Here is a 15,736-nt window from a genome sequence, read left to right as displayed (position 1 = left end):
ACTCGCCGTGGCCCATATCAATCGCCCCATGCCGCGACATCGATCACCATTTCCATGACGTGGGGGCGGCCGTAATTCTCTTGAGCCAGCATCGGATCGGGCAGCGCCTCCTCGAAAACGACCACATCGTGCGACAGTCGCAGAAACTCGGCGAAGACCTGCAGGTGAAACGGGTTCGCGAAATCCATGTAGAGCGGCTTGTGGTCGTTCGGCCGAGCGAAGGAACGCCTTCTCGAGAAACCTTTCACGAAGCTCGTTTCCGGAACTTCCGACTCCCTCCGCCACGCGGTCAGCCGTACGAGGTAGTCGGCCATTCGCTCGCCCACCCGCTGCGTGGGAATGCTCGCCGGCGCCATCTGCTGGCTCGCCCTGCGGACCACAACGCGCCCCACCCGCGCTCGCGGAACCACATACACCTCAGGCAGAGCTGCCCAGTGCCCTCGCGGCGCGATGTTCATGATCGGCACGGGAGGTTCTTCCCCGAACGCTCTGACGAGTAACTGCGCCGCACGTGGCAGGGTCCATGGGGCGCTCATGCCGAGATGTAGAGGCAAGACCTGCTGGTCGAGGCTTTCTGACCGCAGTCGTAGCAGCTCGCGGCCATGGTCTCGCTCCACCCACAGGTCACGCAGATCGATCCGGCGGACACCCGGTCGCACGTCCCCGTGCCACGGATAGGCAATCTCGTGCGGCACGCAGGGCTCCCGGACATTCAAGGAGGTCCCCAGCGACCCCCCGAGAGCGGCGAACACCGGATAGTCGCCGGAGGGCTGTGCCCACGGCTCTGTGGACTCTCCCACCAGATGGTCCAGGCGACGGTGACCCTTGCCGTATCCAGTGAAGACGTTGTTGACCACGAACACAGGCTGCGCGTCTTCCACCAGCGGTTGCCCATACACTCCCAGCGAGTGCAGATCGTCCAGCCATCGGGGGAACCTTGCCACTGCGTCGGTCAACTCGCCCGGATCTATGCTGACGACCCCATGGGCATCGGTGTCCCGCCACAGCACGCTTGCCGCGGCATCGCGAAGGGCATGCAGCTCGGGGATGCGGCCGAACACACTTTCCGTCCGGCTTCCCGTCGAGTGCCACAATCGGCCGATCTCCTTCCCTGCCGGAGAACCGCCGCCGACTTCCTGCAGGACCTCGTGGTAGAAGTCCAGGAAGGAAACCCGGCGACTGGCGCCGGGGTGCTGGCCCCACCAGGTGTCCAGCGCGATTTTCAAGTCTTGGCCGGGGCTGAACAATGCGAGCCAGCGGCGAATGACCTGTAGGTCGGCCAGCACCGGACTCCATGCGCGGCGGCCGCACTCGGCCAAGGGGTGCGCGCTCACGGCCGCGTCGAAAGTCAGCCTCTCGTCCAGCGCGATCGGCTGCCCCAGGTGGTCGGACAGCCTTGCCAGAGCGCGCCGGGCCGTCCCCAGTCGCAGCCGATGCCGATCAACATCCTCGATCGGTACGGTGGCGCGCACGGGCTCGCTGACTGCCTGAAGGAGTGAACTCGCCGCCGCGAACTCCTCACCAAGCGATCGCAGCCAGCGCCCTGCCTCGCCCGGCGTCGTGATCTGTCCATTGGGCTGGGGCACGATCTGCAGCAAGCCGATCTCGACGAGGCGCTCGAGGAAGGCATTGACCTCTGCCTCCTGTGCATTGCCCGTCGCCGCCAGTTTGTTCGCGAGATGACCGAAGGTCATTGTGGCGTCGTCGGGGATCAGTTTGAGACAGGCACGAATCGTCGGTGTCTCATGGGTCGTGACGATCGGCTCCTGCGGCAGATGCCCCAGAAAGCGCAGCCGATCATCGATGGCGACCACACTGGGGTTGACGCGGACGATCATGCCGCGCCGTGTCCGTTCGCTCGCCAGAAGCGCGGCGTGCAGGTCTGATCGAGCGACATGGCCGAGCTCGAGCACGCCCCAAGCACTTCGTAACCCCCCGGCACACTGGCGGACCACGATGTCGTCCTCCGCCCACGTGCCGCGTCCCGCCACCATGAACGTGCTGAAGGGGCTGGTTTTCGCTGCGGCCCGAGTCAGGTACTTGGCCAGGGCCGTTGCGAGCCGCCTTGTGCTGCGGCTCGGATCAGCCAGCCATTTGTCCAGGTCTGCGGAGAGTGCTGGGCTGGCCTGCGCGAGCGCTCGCTGGAAGGACGGGGCGGACGCGAGGTCCCGCAGTCGGGACTCTCTGGCAACCGTCTCCGATCTGATCAGCTCCTCAAGATCGTGGCTACCTTCGCGCCACTGATCGCAGGCCGCCAGCCAGTGGTGCACTCGGTCGGTGAGTTCGCGGCCGAGTAACTCCCGCGTCTGCGGGTTCCACTCGCGCGCCGTGGGATTGCGCCCTTGGTAGAGGGCCCGCCGCAGGCCGACAAGGAGTGGCTTCGCGGGCTCATCTGCCATGCCTGCGATCACCTTGTAAAGCGCGTCACTCAGTGCTCCGCCTTCGGTTTCGACCCATCGCCGGAGCACGAGCCGATCCTCCACGGCCTGTCCCACCCTGTGAAAGCGCAGCTCTTGAAGGACGGTCGACGGTATTCCGGCCAGCCGGATCAGCGGAGGAGCGATCACTGTCACCTCACTTACGAACATCGGGCCCATGCCTGCGGGCCGTCTTCAAAGCGAGACGGCCCGCAGGCCAATCCGCTACTCTTCTTCTTCCTCGTCGGGACCGACGATCGGTTCCGGCTTGTCCAAACACGAGCAGCCGCCGCAGCCGACGATGCAGCGGGTTGGGCCGCAACAGGACGCGACCACATCCATGCCGCGGCCCAGCGTCAGGGTTTGCACCTCCAACCCGCTGACCGTGAGGTCGAACACGTCCATCGGAAGGTCGTGCACATCGAAGTCGAGCGTTTGGTCGGGCGGCATCGATACCCCTTTCGCCTAACGGAATGTGACATCGCGCGTGGTCGACTGTAGGTCGGGCCGGTATGTCCGAGGTATATCGGCCCTATGCCGCCGGGGCCGGTGACTTCAACGACTCACCGTGTGGCGATGCCTGACGAGACGACCACGCGCGCAGCACCTCGTCCGCGGTGTTTGACGGGTGGACGTCACCCTCGCCGAAGGCGCCCGGCTCGCCGTGTCCCGCTCGAAAACACGCTTTCGGGCGCTGAACTGGGATTCTGCTGCGCGATCAGTTCGGCGGCTGCCACCATCGCGGAGTGCTGTTGTCGCTGATCTACCGGGTGGTTCGGTGCTTATGCGGGCTGGTAGCGGTGCTGGTCCGCTCTGATGCGTCCAGAGAGGCTGAGCTGCTGGTGCTCCGACACGAGAACCAGGTGCTCCGGCGTCAACTCGAAGTCCGGCCGCGATGGGGTCGTGCCGACCGGCTCTGGTTCGCGGCATTGTCTCGACTGATCCAGCGCCGCCGGTGGGCCGAGGTGTTCCCGGTAACCCCTGACGATCTTGCGCTGGCACCGCAACCTCGTGGCGCGGAAGTGGACCTTCACCGACAGGCGGCGCCCGGGTCGGCCTTGCACCCGCCGGCCGGTCAAGGCGCTGATTGTGCGGATGGCGCGGGAGAATCCGACCTGGGGGCATCGCCGAATCCAGGGTGAGCTGGCCCTGCCTGGGGTACACGATCGCGGCCTCCACGGTGTGGGAGATCCTGCACAGGGGGGTGACCGCGTATCCGACCGGGGCGTGGACGGTGCAGCAGGCCCGCAACCTGGCGATGGACCTGCGGGAGCGCATCGCGGGGCTTCGGTTCTTGATCCACGATCGGGACCCGCTCTTCACTGTCGCCTTTCGGGAGATCTTCACAACCGAAGGGCTTCGGATCATCACCACTCTGCCGCGGACGCCGAGGATGAACGCAATCTGCGAGCGGGTCATCAGCACACTGCGCCGCGAACTGTTGGACCGGATCCTGATCCTCAGTGAATGCCGTCTGGCCTGGTGCTTCGCGAATACCTGATCCATTACAACGGGCACCGGCCGCACCAGTCCCGGCACCAACGACCCCCGGACACCGCAACGCAGCCCGCCCGCGACGCGACCCACCTCAACGACCTGCGGTCTATTCGCCGAAGACCCATCGTCGCAGGCATGATCAGCGAATACCACCACGCTGCTTAACTGCAGCTCAACGTACGTAACTTAATATTCGAGCGGCACACGGTCGGGGAGAGGGCGGCTTCGTTCCGCTGGGATCGCGGCGGGACGGAGCCGTTCGTCATGTGACGAAAGCGACGAGCGCGGCGATGGACAGCATGATGATCATGGTGTGTACAGGGTTGGTACGGGCGAGCACGGTGAGAGCACGGATAGGCCAGAACTATGTTCTAGCCAGGGGTGCGATTGCATGTTTCCGCAGCTCAGCGCCATGAACAAAGCGCGCCCTGCAGGATTCGAACCTGCGACCGTCGGATTAGAAGTCCGATGCTCTATCCAGCTGAGCTAAGGGCGCTCGAATTCGGCCTCTGACCAGCATGTCAGCCGACCAGGAGAGACGGTAGCATAATCATACGCCGATCGAACAGTATCGGATTTGGAGGGGCCATGGCGCGATCCCGAAGACAGATGCCCCCTTCGCCTCCCCTGCTCGACATGGTGCCCTCCTGGGAATTGTCCCTTCAGGCGGCTGACAAGTCACCCGGAACGATCCGCAGCTACCTCGACAGCGTACGCGTCCTGGCCCGGTTTCTCTCCGAGCGCGGGTTGCCCGTGGAGGTGGAGGCGGTCGACGCCGCGAACGTACGCGCGTTTCTCGATGCCAGTACTGCCGCGACCAGTTCCGGGAACGCGCGCAAGCATTTTCGCAACCTGCGGGTGTTCTTCAACTGGCTGATCGCGGAAGAGGAGCGGATCTCGGGGACGCCCATGGACGGGATCGATCCGCCGAAGGGGGCCGGGCGGACGGTCGAGTTGCTGGCCGATCGGGAGCTTGAGGCGCTGCTGGAGGTGTGTTCCGGGGGGTCTTGGGTGGATCGTCGGGATACCGCGATCGTGCGGGTGCTCATGGACAACGGGATGCGGCTGTCCTGGCTGGCCGGGCTCCGGCACGGTCCTGCCGGTGATCAGCGGGGCAGTGCTCAAACCGGGGATGTGTGGTTGGATCGGCGGCTGCTGCGGATCGTCCGTAAGGGTGACGACGCGCATCTGGTGCCGATCGGGCCGAAGGCCGCCGCGGCGATCGATCGGTATCTGCGGGCCCGTACGCGGCATCCGCACGCGGCCTCGCCCTGGCTCTGGCTTCCGGTACGCGGCATCACGGCCGAGGGTGGGGATCGGCGGCTGACCGCGACGGGCATACAGCAGATGCTGGAACGGCGGGGTCGGGAGGCTGGAATCCCGGGGCGGCTGCATCCGCACCGGTTCCGGCAGACGATGGCCGACGATTATCTGGAGAAGGGCGGCGATCCGCTCGATCTGATGCGGATCACCGGGTGGAAGAGCGTGGAGATGGTACGCCGATACCTCAGCGCCTCCGCCGAGCGCCACTGAACCTCAGCGCCGCCGGACGCCACTGAACCTCGGTGCCGACTGCCTGTGGCGGACCATGAACAGCAGCACGTCAGTCAGTCCGTCAGGGCGATCACCAGCCACATGAACGCCGCCCCCGCCACCGTGGCCAGCAGCGTCGAACCCGCCGCGCGGCTGGTGGTGTGGGCCTCCGGCAGGATGTCCGACGTCGCCAAGTACAGCAGAAACCCGGCGAACATCCCCAGATACGCCCCCAGCACCCCCGCCGGTATCGCGATCAGCGACGTCAACGTAGCCCCCGTCACCGGCGCCAGAGCATCCAGACCCAGCAGGATCAGCGCCCGGCGGCGCGCGTTCCCGTACAGGGAAGTGATCGTGTACGTGTTGAACCCGTCCGTGAAGTCGTGCGCGATGACCCCGATCGCGACCGCGACCGCGAGCGTGGTGTCGGTCTGGAAGGCGGCGCCGATCGCGGCGCCGTCGAGGAAGCTGTGGACGACGAGCGCGGCGCCCGCGACGAGGCCGACGCCCGCGTGCGAGTGGCGGTGTGAGGCGTAGTCGCCTTCGTGGGCGTCGTGCATGCCCATGGAGCGTTCGACGCTGTGGATGCCCAGGAACGCCAGCGCGAACATCAGCATCGGCACCGGCACCCCGCCAAGCTGAGCCGGGTCGCGGGAAAGCGCCTCCGGCAGCAGGTCGAACGCCACCACGCCGAGCATGACACCGGCGGCGGCGCCGAGGACGAGGTGACGGCGTTCCTTGACCCGATGCGCGACCAGCCCGCCGAGCAGCGTCATCAGGAATGCCGCGAACGACAGCATGATCGGCATGAGGCTCCAGGCTAGGGGGCGCGTGCGCGTCACAGAGTCGCGACACGCTAAAACGCCAGGCGGGAGGGGTGCAAAAGGGTCTAAGCTCTCTGGGCATGGTCGCGACGCTCCTGCACGAGATCCCCTTGCAGGGCGGGGACGTGACGGACGGGGTGGTCCGGGTCGGTGACACCGTCCGCAGACCGGCGAGCCCGTCGACGCCCGCCGTGCACGCCCTGCTCCGCCACCTGGAAGCCGCCGGGTTCGAGGGCGCGCCGCGCGTCGTGGGCATGGACGGGCTCGGGCGCGAAGTCCTCACCTATATTCCGGGTACGACCGGGCTCGGCCTGGTGACGGTCACCGATGAGGCGCTGGTACGGCTGGCCGAGCTGCTGCGCGACTTCCACGACGCGACGCGGGGCTTCCCGCTGACGCGCGGCGGATGGAAGGGCGGTTCGAACGACGACGCCGCCCCCGAGGTCATCGGCCACTGCGATTTAACCCTTCAAAACGTGATATTTCGCGACGGAAGGCCCCAGGCGCTGATCGACTTCGATCTGGCCCGGCCGACGACCCGGCTGTTCGACGTCGTCACGACGCTCAGGCACTGGGCGCCCATCGGCGACCCGGTCGACCTGGCGCCGCTCCAGCGCGGGCTGGACGTGGGGGCGCGGCTGCGCCTGTTCTGCGACGCGTACGGGGTGCCGCCGCGCGATCGGCGACGGCTGCTGGAGCTGGCCAGGCTCCGGTTCCAGCGCTCGTACACGGTCATGCGCGACCGGGCGGCGACGGGCGGGAACTGGGCCAGGATGTGGGCGGGCGGCGCGGGCGAGCGCATCCGCCGGGCAGCCGCCTGGCTGGACAAGCACGAAGATAGGCTCCATGCGCATTTGGTCAGCTAAGTCCCACCGCACTGACGACTGGTCGGTCAAGTCCCACCGTACCGACGACTGGTCAGCTAAGTCCCACCCCGCCAAAGACGTCTCCAGGCCAGTGGGCATCGCGTTGGGAGTGGCGCTCGACGCCGTCATCGGTGACCCGCGCGTGGCCCACCCCGTCGCGCTGTTCGGCCGCGCCGCCACCCGCCTGGAGCAGGCCTTGTATGGCGACGCCAGGCCGAACGGCGTCGTCCACGTCGCCCTCTGCGCGGGCGCGGCCACCGGAGTGGGCGTGCTCGCCGAACGCGTGGCGAACCCCGTCGCCCGTGCGGCGTTGACGGCCGTCGCCACCTGGGCGGTGCTCGGCGGCACCACGCTGGCCCGCGAGGGCGCCTACCTGGCCGCGGCGCTGGAGGACGACGACCTGACCAGGGCCCGCGCCCGCCTTCCTCACCTGTGCGGCCGCGACCCCGCCGCGCTGGAGGCGCCCGAGATCGCCAGGGCCACCGTCGAGTCGCTGGCCGAGAACGCCTCCGATGCCGTCGTGGCCCCGCTCTTCTGGGGTGCCGTGGCGGGCGTGCCGGGGCTGCTGGCGTACCGGGCGATCAACACGCTGGACGCGATGATCGGCCACCATTCCCCCCGCTACGAACGTTTCGGGTGGGCGGCGGCCAGGCTCGACGACGTGGCCAACTATCTGCCGGCCCGGCTCACGGGGTTGATCACCGTACTCGTCGCGCCGAACCGGGCGCGGGCGCTGGCCGTACTGCGAAGGGACGGCCACCGCCATCCCAGCCCCAACGCGGGCAGGTGCGAGGCCGCGTTCGCCGGGGCGCTCGACGTCACGCTGGGCGGCACGAACGTCTACGGCGGCAGAACCGAGCACCGGCCGACCATGGGCGACGGCCCCAAGCCCGAGCCCGCGGACGTCCGGCGCGCGGTGCGCCTCACCCGCGCGGTGAGCCTGACCGCCGCCGCCATCGCGGTGCTGGCCGCCTGGGGCCTGCGCCGCCGCCGCTAAGAGTGCTTACGTCAGGCTCTGAGGTCACACCACATCGGTCCCCGAGCGCGGCAGGAGCAGGAGGAGAGCGGGCAGCCCGGCCAGAGCGGCCATGAGGGCTGCGGTCAGCGTGAGGTTCCCGCCGGCCAGAAGCGGGGCGACGGCCGCGGCACCGACCGGCGGTGTGGCCTGCATGAGCGTACGGAGCACGCTGAACGCGCGGCCGCGCAGGGCGGGCGGGATCAGCTCCATACGCAGCGACTGGGCCCAGACGGTCATCACCACGCCCGCCGCCCCGATCAGCAGGAACCCGGCCGCGAGCACCCACCGATCGGGTACGGCCAGCAGCGCCAGGAATCCGGCCGCCGCCACGAGCTGCGCCAGCCCGATCGCCCGCATCCGGCTGACGTTCGGCTTCCACGACCCGGCCAGGAACCCGCCCGCCAGCTCCCCCACCGACAGGGCGCTCAGGAGCAGCGCCAGCGTGGCCGGGCCGCCGGACAACCCATCCTTGGCCAGCCACGGCCCGGCGACCAGCACCAGGGCGCCCTCGGCGATGTTGAACGCCATGAACGCCAGCGTCGTGCGCACCAGCGCCCGATCGCGCAGCAGGTGGCCGAGGCGCGGCCGGCCCGTCTCCGGCGTCACGTGCGGCCGCAGCGGCGTGCGGACCAGCAGCACGGCCATGGCGAAGCACAGATAGCTCATCGCGTCGAGGGCGAGGACATTCACCGCGCCGATGGCGTCGATCAACGTCCCGGCCAGGGCGTAGCCCACGATTCCGGACACGGCGTACGCCAGGGACTCCAGCGCGTTGGCCTTGTCGAGCGCGTCCGGCTCAACGAGGTCCGGGATGGCTGCGGGCACACCGGCCATGGGCACCATCTTGAGCAGGCCGTGCAGGGCCGCCACGACGAACGGTAGCCACCCCGGCACACCGCCCAGCACGGCCGTCAGCGGCACGGTGGCCACCGCGACACCCCTGATCAGGCTGTCGGCGGCCAGTATGTGCCGCTTGTCGAAGCGGTCGAGCAACGGGCCCACCGCAAGCCCGCCGGCCAGCACCGGAGCGGTGTAGCAGGCGGCCAGCAAGCTGAGCGCGCCGACGCCGCCCGGCCCGTTGAGCACCATCCAGGACAGGGCCACGAGCGTCATGCCGTCGCCGACCAGCGAGATGGACGAGCCGATCCACAGCCTGCGGAAGTCCCGCGCGGCCAGAACGATGAACGTCATGCCGCGGCCCACAGGTGGTGCAGGGCGTAGGAGCGCCAGGGGCGCCAGCTCGCGGGCGCCCGCCGTACCAGCTGGGTGGGCAGGAAGACGTCGGGGTCGGCGAGCGCGCGCATGCGAATGTAGGCGGCGGTCCGCTCGTCCACGCCGGGTACGGCGCGCAGCTGCCGCTCGGCCTCGTCCCGATCGGCGCCCGGATCGAGCGTGAGCCGCCCGGTGACCAGCGCGTCGGCGATCGGGACGACCTCGGCCAGCGCCGCCATCGGCGGGAACAGGTGGGTCACCGCTCCGGCCGGGCTGCCGAGCGGCTCGCCGAAGCGCTCGACCAGTTCCGCCAGCTTCTCCCCCGGGCCGCACACGGCGCGTACGGCCAGCTCGGCCGGGTCCACGTGGCCCGGCGCGCGCAGCCCCGGACGGGCCGTGACCAGCGGGGCGAGCACCGGATCCGCCCCGAGCACCTCCTCGATCTCGCGCGGGTCGGCGTCGAGGTCGAGCAGCACCCTGCACCGCCGCACGGCGACGGCGAGATCCCTGACGTCCGCCAGCAGCAGCTCGCACCGCATGTGATCGCCGCCGTCCGTCACGCTCACCACTGCTGTCCCGTACGGCAGGCGCAGCGATCTTCGGTAGAACCCGGCCCCGCCCTCCTCGACACCGGGCACGGCCCGCGCTGCCAGGTAGGTGAACAGCGCCTCCGCGTCCAGCGGCGGCCGGTAGGCCAGCCGCACCTCGACCCGGACAGCCCGCGAGCCTGAGCCAACCGCCGATCCGGCCGCGGTCCCCGCACCGGTCACTGCTGCGGAGCCCGGCCGGTTTCCGTGATGTGCGGAAGTGCGGGACCGCAGCTCGGTCGGCGTCAGCCCGTACAGCTGCCTGATCGTCTGGTTGAACTGCCTGATGCTCGCGAACCCCGCCGCGAACGCCACCTCCCCCGCCCCCAACCCCGTCGACTCCAGCAGGACCCGCGCGGTCTGCGCCCGCTGCGCCCTGGCCAGCGCCTGCGGCCCGGCGCCCAGCTCGGCCAGCAGGAGCCGGTGCAGCTGCCGTTCGCTGTAGCCGAGCCGGGCGGCCAGCCCCGAGACGCCCTCCCGGTCCACCAGCCCGTCGGCGATCAGCCGCATCGCCCGGCCGGCCACGTCGGCCCGCAGGTTCCAGTCGGGCGAGCCGGGCGCCGCGTCGGGTCGGCAGCGCTTGCAGGCCCGGTGGCCCTCCTGCTGAGCGGCCGCGGCCGTGGGGTAGAGCCGCAGGTTCTCCGGCTTGGGCATGGCCGCCGGGCAGCTCGGCCGGCAGTAAACGCCCGTGGTGACGACCCCGACGAAGAACCGCCCGTCGAAGCGCCGGTCGCGGCTCCTGAGCACCGCGTACAGATTGTCCGCATCCATCACCCGACCCACTGTGACGTGGCCCGGAGCGCGGCGGCTAGCCAGGATCGGACGTTAACGACAGTGCCCTACAGGAGTCCGGTACGGCGGGCCAGTGCCGCCGCCTCGACCCGGGAGGCCACGCCGAGTTTGGCCATGATGTTGGACACATGCACGCCCGAGGTCCTGGCCGAGATGAACAGCCGCTCGGCGATCTGCCTGTTGCTCATCCCCTCGGCCACCAGCTCCAGCACCTCCAGCTCCCGCGCCGACAGCCCCGGCTCGGCCGTCAGGCGCACCCGGCCGCTGGCCGCGGCCGCCTCGACCTCCTGCCGCAACGGCGCCGAGCCCAGCCGCTCGGCGATGGCGGCGGCCTCGCGCAGCAGCTCGCGTGCCGACTCCGGATCCTGCTCGGCCGCCCTGACCAGGGCCTGTCCCAGCGCGTACGGCTGGCCGACCGTCCGCCAGGCGGCCACGGCGGCCGCCCACGAGCCCCCGCACTCGGCCTCGAACGTCGCCCGGTACGCCTCCTGGACCCGCCCCGTCGTCTCCATGCCCGCCGGCGCCTCGCGCACCCGGCCCGTACGCGCGGCGATCACGAGCAGCGGCCAGGCGTAGCGGCGGCTGAGCGTCAGGTCGTGCGCGGACAGCACGTGGTCGGCCAGCCGCCCGGCCCGCTCCACGTCACCGGCGGCGACGGCGAGCCTGCCTTCGAGCAGGTCGGGCTCCAGGCACGAGTCGTAGCCGCGCGAGCGCCCGCGCATCAGCGGCCTGGCCCGATCCAGAACGTCGGCTGCCTCCCCCAGCGAGCCCTCCCACACCGCGACCGTACCGAGCACCATCAGCAGCCAGGCCCGGTGAATCGGCGGCGGGTCGAGCGCCAGGGCCGCGTCGATGACCTCGCGCGCCTCCTTCCAGCGGCCGAGGGAGGCCAGGGGTTCGGCCAGGTTCGCGGCGATGTGGGCGCCGCGCGAGCGGGCCATGCCCAGGCGCTTGGCCTGCGCCATGCCCCGGCGCGCGACCGCCTCCGCCTTGGCGTGCTCACCCGCCGCCTCCAGCACGTCGGCCTCGCCCGCGTACGCGGCCAGCACCGTGTCGTCGTCGGGCGCGGCGGCCCGCGCCTCGGCGTGCAGTCGCGACGCGGTCGCCAGGTCGCCTTCGAGCGCGGTGAGCGCGGCCAGCGTGACCAGGGACCTGGAGTCGCCGAGCGCGAGCGCGTCCTCGGCGTGGGCACGGGCCTCGGCGTCCTGGCCGTTCCAGGCCAGCGTGTTGGCCAGGGCGCCGATCAGCCGGGCCTCGCGCGGCGCCAGCCGGATCGCCTCCCGCAGGTCCGCCAGCCCCTCCTCGCCGAGCAGGTCGCGGATCGCCACCCGCAGCTCCAGCAGGTGGGCGGCCCGCAGCGGGTCGCGTACCTCGTCCAGCGCCCGGCTCGCGAGCTCCTCGGCCCGCTCGGCGTCACCCACGTGCAGCGCGTCCTTGGCGGCCAGCTCCAGAACCGCCGCATGATCCATACCGCCGTGGGACGGGTCGAACCGACCCACACCGCCATCGGGCGAGTCGGACCGATCCCACGCTTCCACACCGCCGTCGGGCAGGTCGGACTGATCCCACAGCTCCAGTACGCGCTCCCATCGGCCCGCCCGCCAGGCCGCTTCGAAGGCGCGGCGCCGGTCGCCCGCCGCGTACCAGTGGTCGGCGGCCAGCTCGGGCCGCGCCTCGGCGCAGCGGGTGTGCAGCCGGATGCGCTCCCCCGGCAGCAGGTCGTCGTAGACGGCGTCCCGGATCAACGTGTGCCTGAACGCATAGCCGTCCCCGTCCACCAGCAGCAACCGAGCCCGGACGACCGGCCGCAACGCCTCGTCGAGCGCCAAGTCGTCCAGTCCCGCCACGGACCGCAGCACCTCGTGCGGCGTCCGGCTCCCCCCGTACGAGGGCGACACCGACGATGACACAGCGGCGATCCGCAGCACGTCCAGACTGGCCCGGCCGAGCCGCTCGGCTCCGGCGAGCAGCAGCTCGCGCAGCGACGCGGGCGTGGTGGCGGTACCCGCGTCGGCCAGCGCCTCCACGAACAGCGGGTTGCCCTCACTACGCGCCACGATCCGGTCGATGTCGGCACGTCCAAGCGGCGCGACCCGCTCACTGTCGGTACGCCCGAGCGACGCGACCTGCTCGCCATCAGTACGCCCGAGCGACGCGACCTGCTCGCCATCGCTGCCGCCGAGCATGCGCGCCACCTCGTCACGGCCCAGCGGCGGGACCTTGAGTACCTCGGCCATGGGCAGGCGTAGCGGCTCGCGCGAGGTCGCGATCACCAGCACACCGGGCCGCGTCAGGTTGCGCAGCAGGAACACCAGCAGGTCGCGGCTGGCCTGGTCGGCCCAGTGCAGATCTTCCAGTACGAGGACGACGGGCCGCCGCTCGGCCGCCCGCTCGACCAGCAACAGCACCTCCTCGAACAGCCGGGCCCGCCCCAGCTCCGGGTGTTCCTCCAGCTCGCCGAGCTCGGGCAGCAGCCGAGCCAGCCCGTTCCGGCCGCCGCGGGGAACGAGCTCGGCACCGTACTCCCGGACCAGGCGGCGCAGCACCGGCACGAACACCGCATACGGCACACCGCCCTGTACACCGTGCACGGCCGCCTGAACGCTGTGCGCGGGCGAGTGAACCCCGTGCGCGGCCGCCGTCTGAAGGGCCGTCCCCGGGTCGGCGCCGCCCTCGGCCACCAGCGCGTCGACGCCGCGTGTGAACTCGCGTACCAGGGCCGATTTGCCAATGCCCGCCTCTCCGACGACGAGCACCGCGCCCGGCGTGCGCTCCAGGGCGGCCCCCAGCGCGGCGAGCTGCTTCTGACGTCCGACAAACACGCCTCTCATTATTATGAAGAGGCGGCTACGCATCATGCCGGATGTGCCTAGGACGTGCCTCCGGCACCGTTTACGGCATGTTGCCCCACCCCGCCCCATCTGGCTCGCTGCTCACCCGCCCACTGCTCATGACCATGGCCGCCGCGGCCGGTGGGCTGCTCGGGTTCTATCTGCTGTTCGCGACCATGCCGCTCTACGCGGCGTCAGGCGGCGCGGGCGAGTCCGGTGTGGGGTTCACGACCGGCGCCATGATGCTGTCCACGGTCCTGCTGGAGCTGGCCGTCCCGTGGCTGCTGTCGAGGTACGGCTACCGCGCTGTGCTGTCGCTCGGTCTGGTGCTGCTCGGCCTGCCCTCCTTGCTGCTCCCCCTCTCGGCGGGGTTGCCGTTGATCATCGCGGTGGCCCTGCTGCGCGGCGGCGGGCTCGGCATCCTGGTCGTCGCGGGCACCGCGCTGGCCGCCGAACTGGTGCCCACCGAACGGCGTGGCGAGGGACTTGGTTTGTACGGCGTGGCGGTGGGTGTCCCGTCGGTCATCGGGCTGCCGCTGGGCCTGTGGGCGGCCGGAGTGCTCGGCTTCACCCCGGTGCTCATCGTGGGCGGGCTGATCCCGCTGGCCGGACTGGTCGCGGTACTCGGGCTGCCCGCCCTCAAGCCCGCCACAGAGCCCGCCGCCGGGCTCACCGGGCCCGATGCAAAGCCCACCGGGCCCGACGCGGAGCCCACCAGCGGGCCTGGTGCCAAGCCCGCCGGGAGGTTCGAGCTGCGGAGCCAGGTGCGGCCCACGCTGATCTTCGCCGCCGTCACACTGGCCGTCGGCGTGCTGGTGACGTTCCTGCCGCTGGCCGGGTCGCCGGAGCTGGCCTCGGGCGCGCTGCTCGCCCAGTCGCTCGGCACGCCGCTGGCCCGCTGGTGGGCGGGCAAGGTCGGGGACGGGCACGGCTCGGAGCGGCTGCTGGTGCCCGGTGTCCTCGTCACCGCCGTCGGCGTCGCCCTCCAGGTCTGGTCCGCCGAGCCGGTCGCGGTGGTGGCCGGGATGGCGCTGTTCGGCATCGGGTTCGGGGTGCTGCAGAACGCCACGCTGGCCCTGATGCTCGAACGCGGCCCCGCCGGTCCGGTCAGCGCCCTGTGGAACCTCGCCTATGACGCGGGGATGGGTGTGGGCGCGATGGGGTTCGGCCTGTTCATCGGTCACACGGGCTACCCCGTGGGCTTCGCCGTGACCGCGGCCCTGGTCGCCGCCACCCTGCCACTGGCCCTGCGGCGCACCCGCGCCACAACGCCCGCCTACTGACTGGACACTGCACCGCGGCGCGGGGCTGAACGCTGCGCTGCGCCAAACCCGCGCCAGGACTCACCACTAAACGCGGGTCAGCCGGTCCGCTCGACGCCCACCGTGATCTCGTTGCCCAGTTTGTGCTCGCCCACGAGGTCGAGCGAGTCGCCGCTCCAGAACCTGCCCGGGTCGTACCAGTTGGGCCGGCGCCCGCCGGGCAGCAGCCCCATCTCCTCGTATGTGATCGCGACGATCTCGGCGCAGTAGGCGCTCTCCAGCGTGCTCTCCCCCAGCCGGCGCCGCAGCTGCGGGACCCGCCCCCTGGCCCAGCGGGCCGCCAATCTCGCGGTGGAGGGAAACGGGGTGCCGTCGAGCCGGGCCACCGCGCGCAGGGCCGCGTCCTCCATCTCCGGGGTCGCCTCGGGTTCGAGCTGGCGGAGCCAGGCGCGCTGGCCGTACCTGTTGGCCCAGACGGTGACCGCGTCGCGCAGGTCGTGCAGCTGCACCCCACGCTGGTGGCTGCCCGACCAGAGGTCGGGCAGCGACCTGCCGAGCTCGGCGTGCCACATCATGGGCGGCAGGTCCTCGACGACGATCGCCATGCCGACGTGGTTGATCGGGCTGTTGGTCATCGTCTGGATGGCGCGGTCCGGCACCGAGCGTCCGCGGAAGACCCACAGATCACCGGTCCTGGTCAGGCTCACGGCCTCGTCGAGAGTCAGCACACCGCTAGCCTAGGCACATGCGCTGGTGGAAGGTACTCGGATTGGCCGGGGTCGCGGGAGTCGCGGCCACCGGGGTGGCGATCGCGCGGGCCGAACGACGCCGCCGCGCCTACACCCCCGAAGAGATCAAGCAACGACTGCGCGACCGAGTCGAGGGAGCGCCGTCGTC

The 15,736-nt window shown here is 70.6% G+C and carries 12 protein-coding genes and 1 tRNA gene; 5 read left to right on the top strand and 8 right to left on the bottom strand.

All coding sequences use genetic code 11. The annotated features are described in order from the left end of the window. Positions 1 to 17: 17 nt before the first annotated feature. On the bottom strand, positions 18 to 2,588 hold the full coding sequence (locus AB0J16_RS27395; RefSeq protein WP_358544559.1) for a lantibiotic dehydratase: 2,571 nt from the start codon (positions 2,586 to 2,588) through the stop codon (positions 18 to 20). A 54-nt stretch (positions 2,589 to 2,642) separates the two neighbouring features. Continuing rightward, the gene (locus AB0J16_RS27390; RefSeq protein ID WP_358544557.1) at positions 2,643 to 2,867 is read right to left on the bottom strand and encodes a thiomuracin/GE37468 family thiazolyl RiPP peptide; all 225 of its coding nucleotides are present in this window, start codon (positions 2,865 to 2,867) and stop codon (positions 2,643 to 2,645) included. Between the two features lie 730 nt (positions 2,868 to 3,597). Between AB0J16_RS27390 and AB0J16_RS27385 the strand changes: the two genes are divergently transcribed. After that, positions 3,598 to 3,918 carry a hypothetical protein gene (locus tag AB0J16_RS27385; RefSeq protein ID WP_358544555.1) on the top strand — a complete coding sequence of 107 codons (321 nt, stop codon included), beginning with the start codon at positions 3,598 to 3,600 and terminating at the stop codon, positions 3,916 to 3,918. A 418-nt stretch (positions 3,919 to 4,336) separates the two neighbouring features. On the opposite strand, the gene AB0J16_RS27380 is transcribed toward AB0J16_RS27385, so the two are convergent. After that, positions 4,337 to 4,410: transfer RNA gene (locus tag AB0J16_RS27380), tRNA-Arg, on the bottom strand. 92 nt (positions 4,411 to 4,502) lie between these two features. Here AB0J16_RS27380 and AB0J16_RS27375 point away from each other — a divergent pair. Further along, positions 4,503 to 5,447 (top strand): tyrosine-type recombinase/integrase, encoded by a 945-nt coding sequence (locus tag AB0J16_RS27375; RefSeq protein ID WP_358544553.1) that lies wholly within the window; start codon positions 4,503 to 4,505, stop codon positions 5,445 to 5,447. 74 nt (positions 5,448 to 5,521) lie between these two features. On the opposite strand, the gene AB0J16_RS27370 is transcribed toward AB0J16_RS27375, so the two are convergent. Beyond that, positions 5,522 to 6,256, bottom strand: a complete 735-nt coding sequence (locus tag AB0J16_RS27370; RefSeq protein ID WP_358544551.1) for a ZIP family metal transporter — start codon at positions 6,254 to 6,256, stop codon at positions 5,522 to 5,524. 95 nt (positions 6,257 to 6,351) lie between these two features. Here AB0J16_RS27370 and AB0J16_RS27365 point away from each other — a divergent pair, with 95 nt between their 5' ends. Both AB0J16_RS27365 and AB0J16_RS27360 read left to right on the top strand, forming a co-directional pair. Further along, the gene (locus AB0J16_RS27365) at positions 6,352 to 7,137 is read left to right on the top strand and encodes an aminoglycoside phosphotransferase family protein (protein ID WP_358544549.1); all 786 of its coding nucleotides are present in this window, start codon (positions 6,352 to 6,354) and stop codon (positions 7,135 to 7,137) included. Between the two features lie 91 nt (positions 7,138 to 7,228). Continuing rightward, positions 7,229 to 8,134: a cobalamin biosynthesis protein gene (locus tag AB0J16_RS27360; protein WP_358544877.1), complete on the top strand. Its 906-nt coding sequence runs from the start codon at positions 7,229 to 7,231 to the stop codon at positions 8,132 to 8,134. A 24-nt stretch (positions 8,135 to 8,158) separates the two neighbouring features. On the opposite strand, the gene AB0J16_RS27355 is transcribed toward AB0J16_RS27360, so the two are convergent. The 3 genes from AB0J16_RS27355 to AB0J16_RS27345 form a co-directional block, all read right to left on the bottom strand. Beyond that, entirely contained in the window at positions 8,159 to 9,346 is a 1,188-nt protein-coding gene (locus tag AB0J16_RS27355) for an MFS transporter (protein ID WP_358544547.1), read from the bottom strand. Beyond that, the gene (locus tag AB0J16_RS27350) at positions 9,343 to 10,725 is read right to left on the bottom strand and encodes an AlkA N-terminal domain-containing protein (RefSeq protein WP_358544545.1); all 1,383 of its coding nucleotides are present in this window, start codon (positions 10,723 to 10,725) and stop codon (positions 9,343 to 9,345) included. Before AB0J16_RS27350 ends, AB0J16_RS27355 begins: the two co-directional genes overlap by 4 nt. Before the next feature lie 68 nt (positions 10,726 to 10,793). After that, positions 10,794 to 13,568 (bottom strand): AAA family ATPase, encoded by a 2,775-nt coding sequence (locus tag AB0J16_RS27345; RefSeq protein WP_358544543.1) that lies wholly within the window; start codon positions 13,566 to 13,568, stop codon positions 10,794 to 10,796. A gap of 77 nt (positions 13,569 to 13,645) precedes the next feature. Between AB0J16_RS27345 and AB0J16_RS27340 the strand changes: the two genes are divergently transcribed. Beyond that, positions 13,646 to 14,860 (top strand): MFS transporter, encoded by a 1,215-nt coding sequence (locus AB0J16_RS27340; protein ID WP_358544541.1) that lies wholly within the window; start codon positions 13,646 to 13,648, stop codon positions 14,858 to 14,860. A 77-nt stretch (positions 14,861 to 14,937) separates the two neighbouring features. Here AB0J16_RS27340 and AB0J16_RS27335 read toward each other — a convergent pair whose 3' ends face one another. After that, positions 14,938 to 15,564: a hypothetical protein gene (locus AB0J16_RS27335; protein ID WP_358544876.1), complete on the bottom strand. Its 627-nt coding sequence runs from the start codon at positions 15,562 to 15,564 to the stop codon at positions 14,938 to 14,940. Positions 15,565 to 15,736 lie beyond the last annotated feature (172 nt).

The organism is Nonomuraea sp. NPDC049750 (assembly GCF_040659625.1).
In the GTDB taxonomy this organism is placed as follows: domain Bacteria; phylum Actinomycetota; class Actinomycetes; order Streptosporangiales; family Streptosporangiaceae; genus Nonomuraea.
This window is presented reverse-complemented; position numbering and strand designations above follow the sequence as displayed.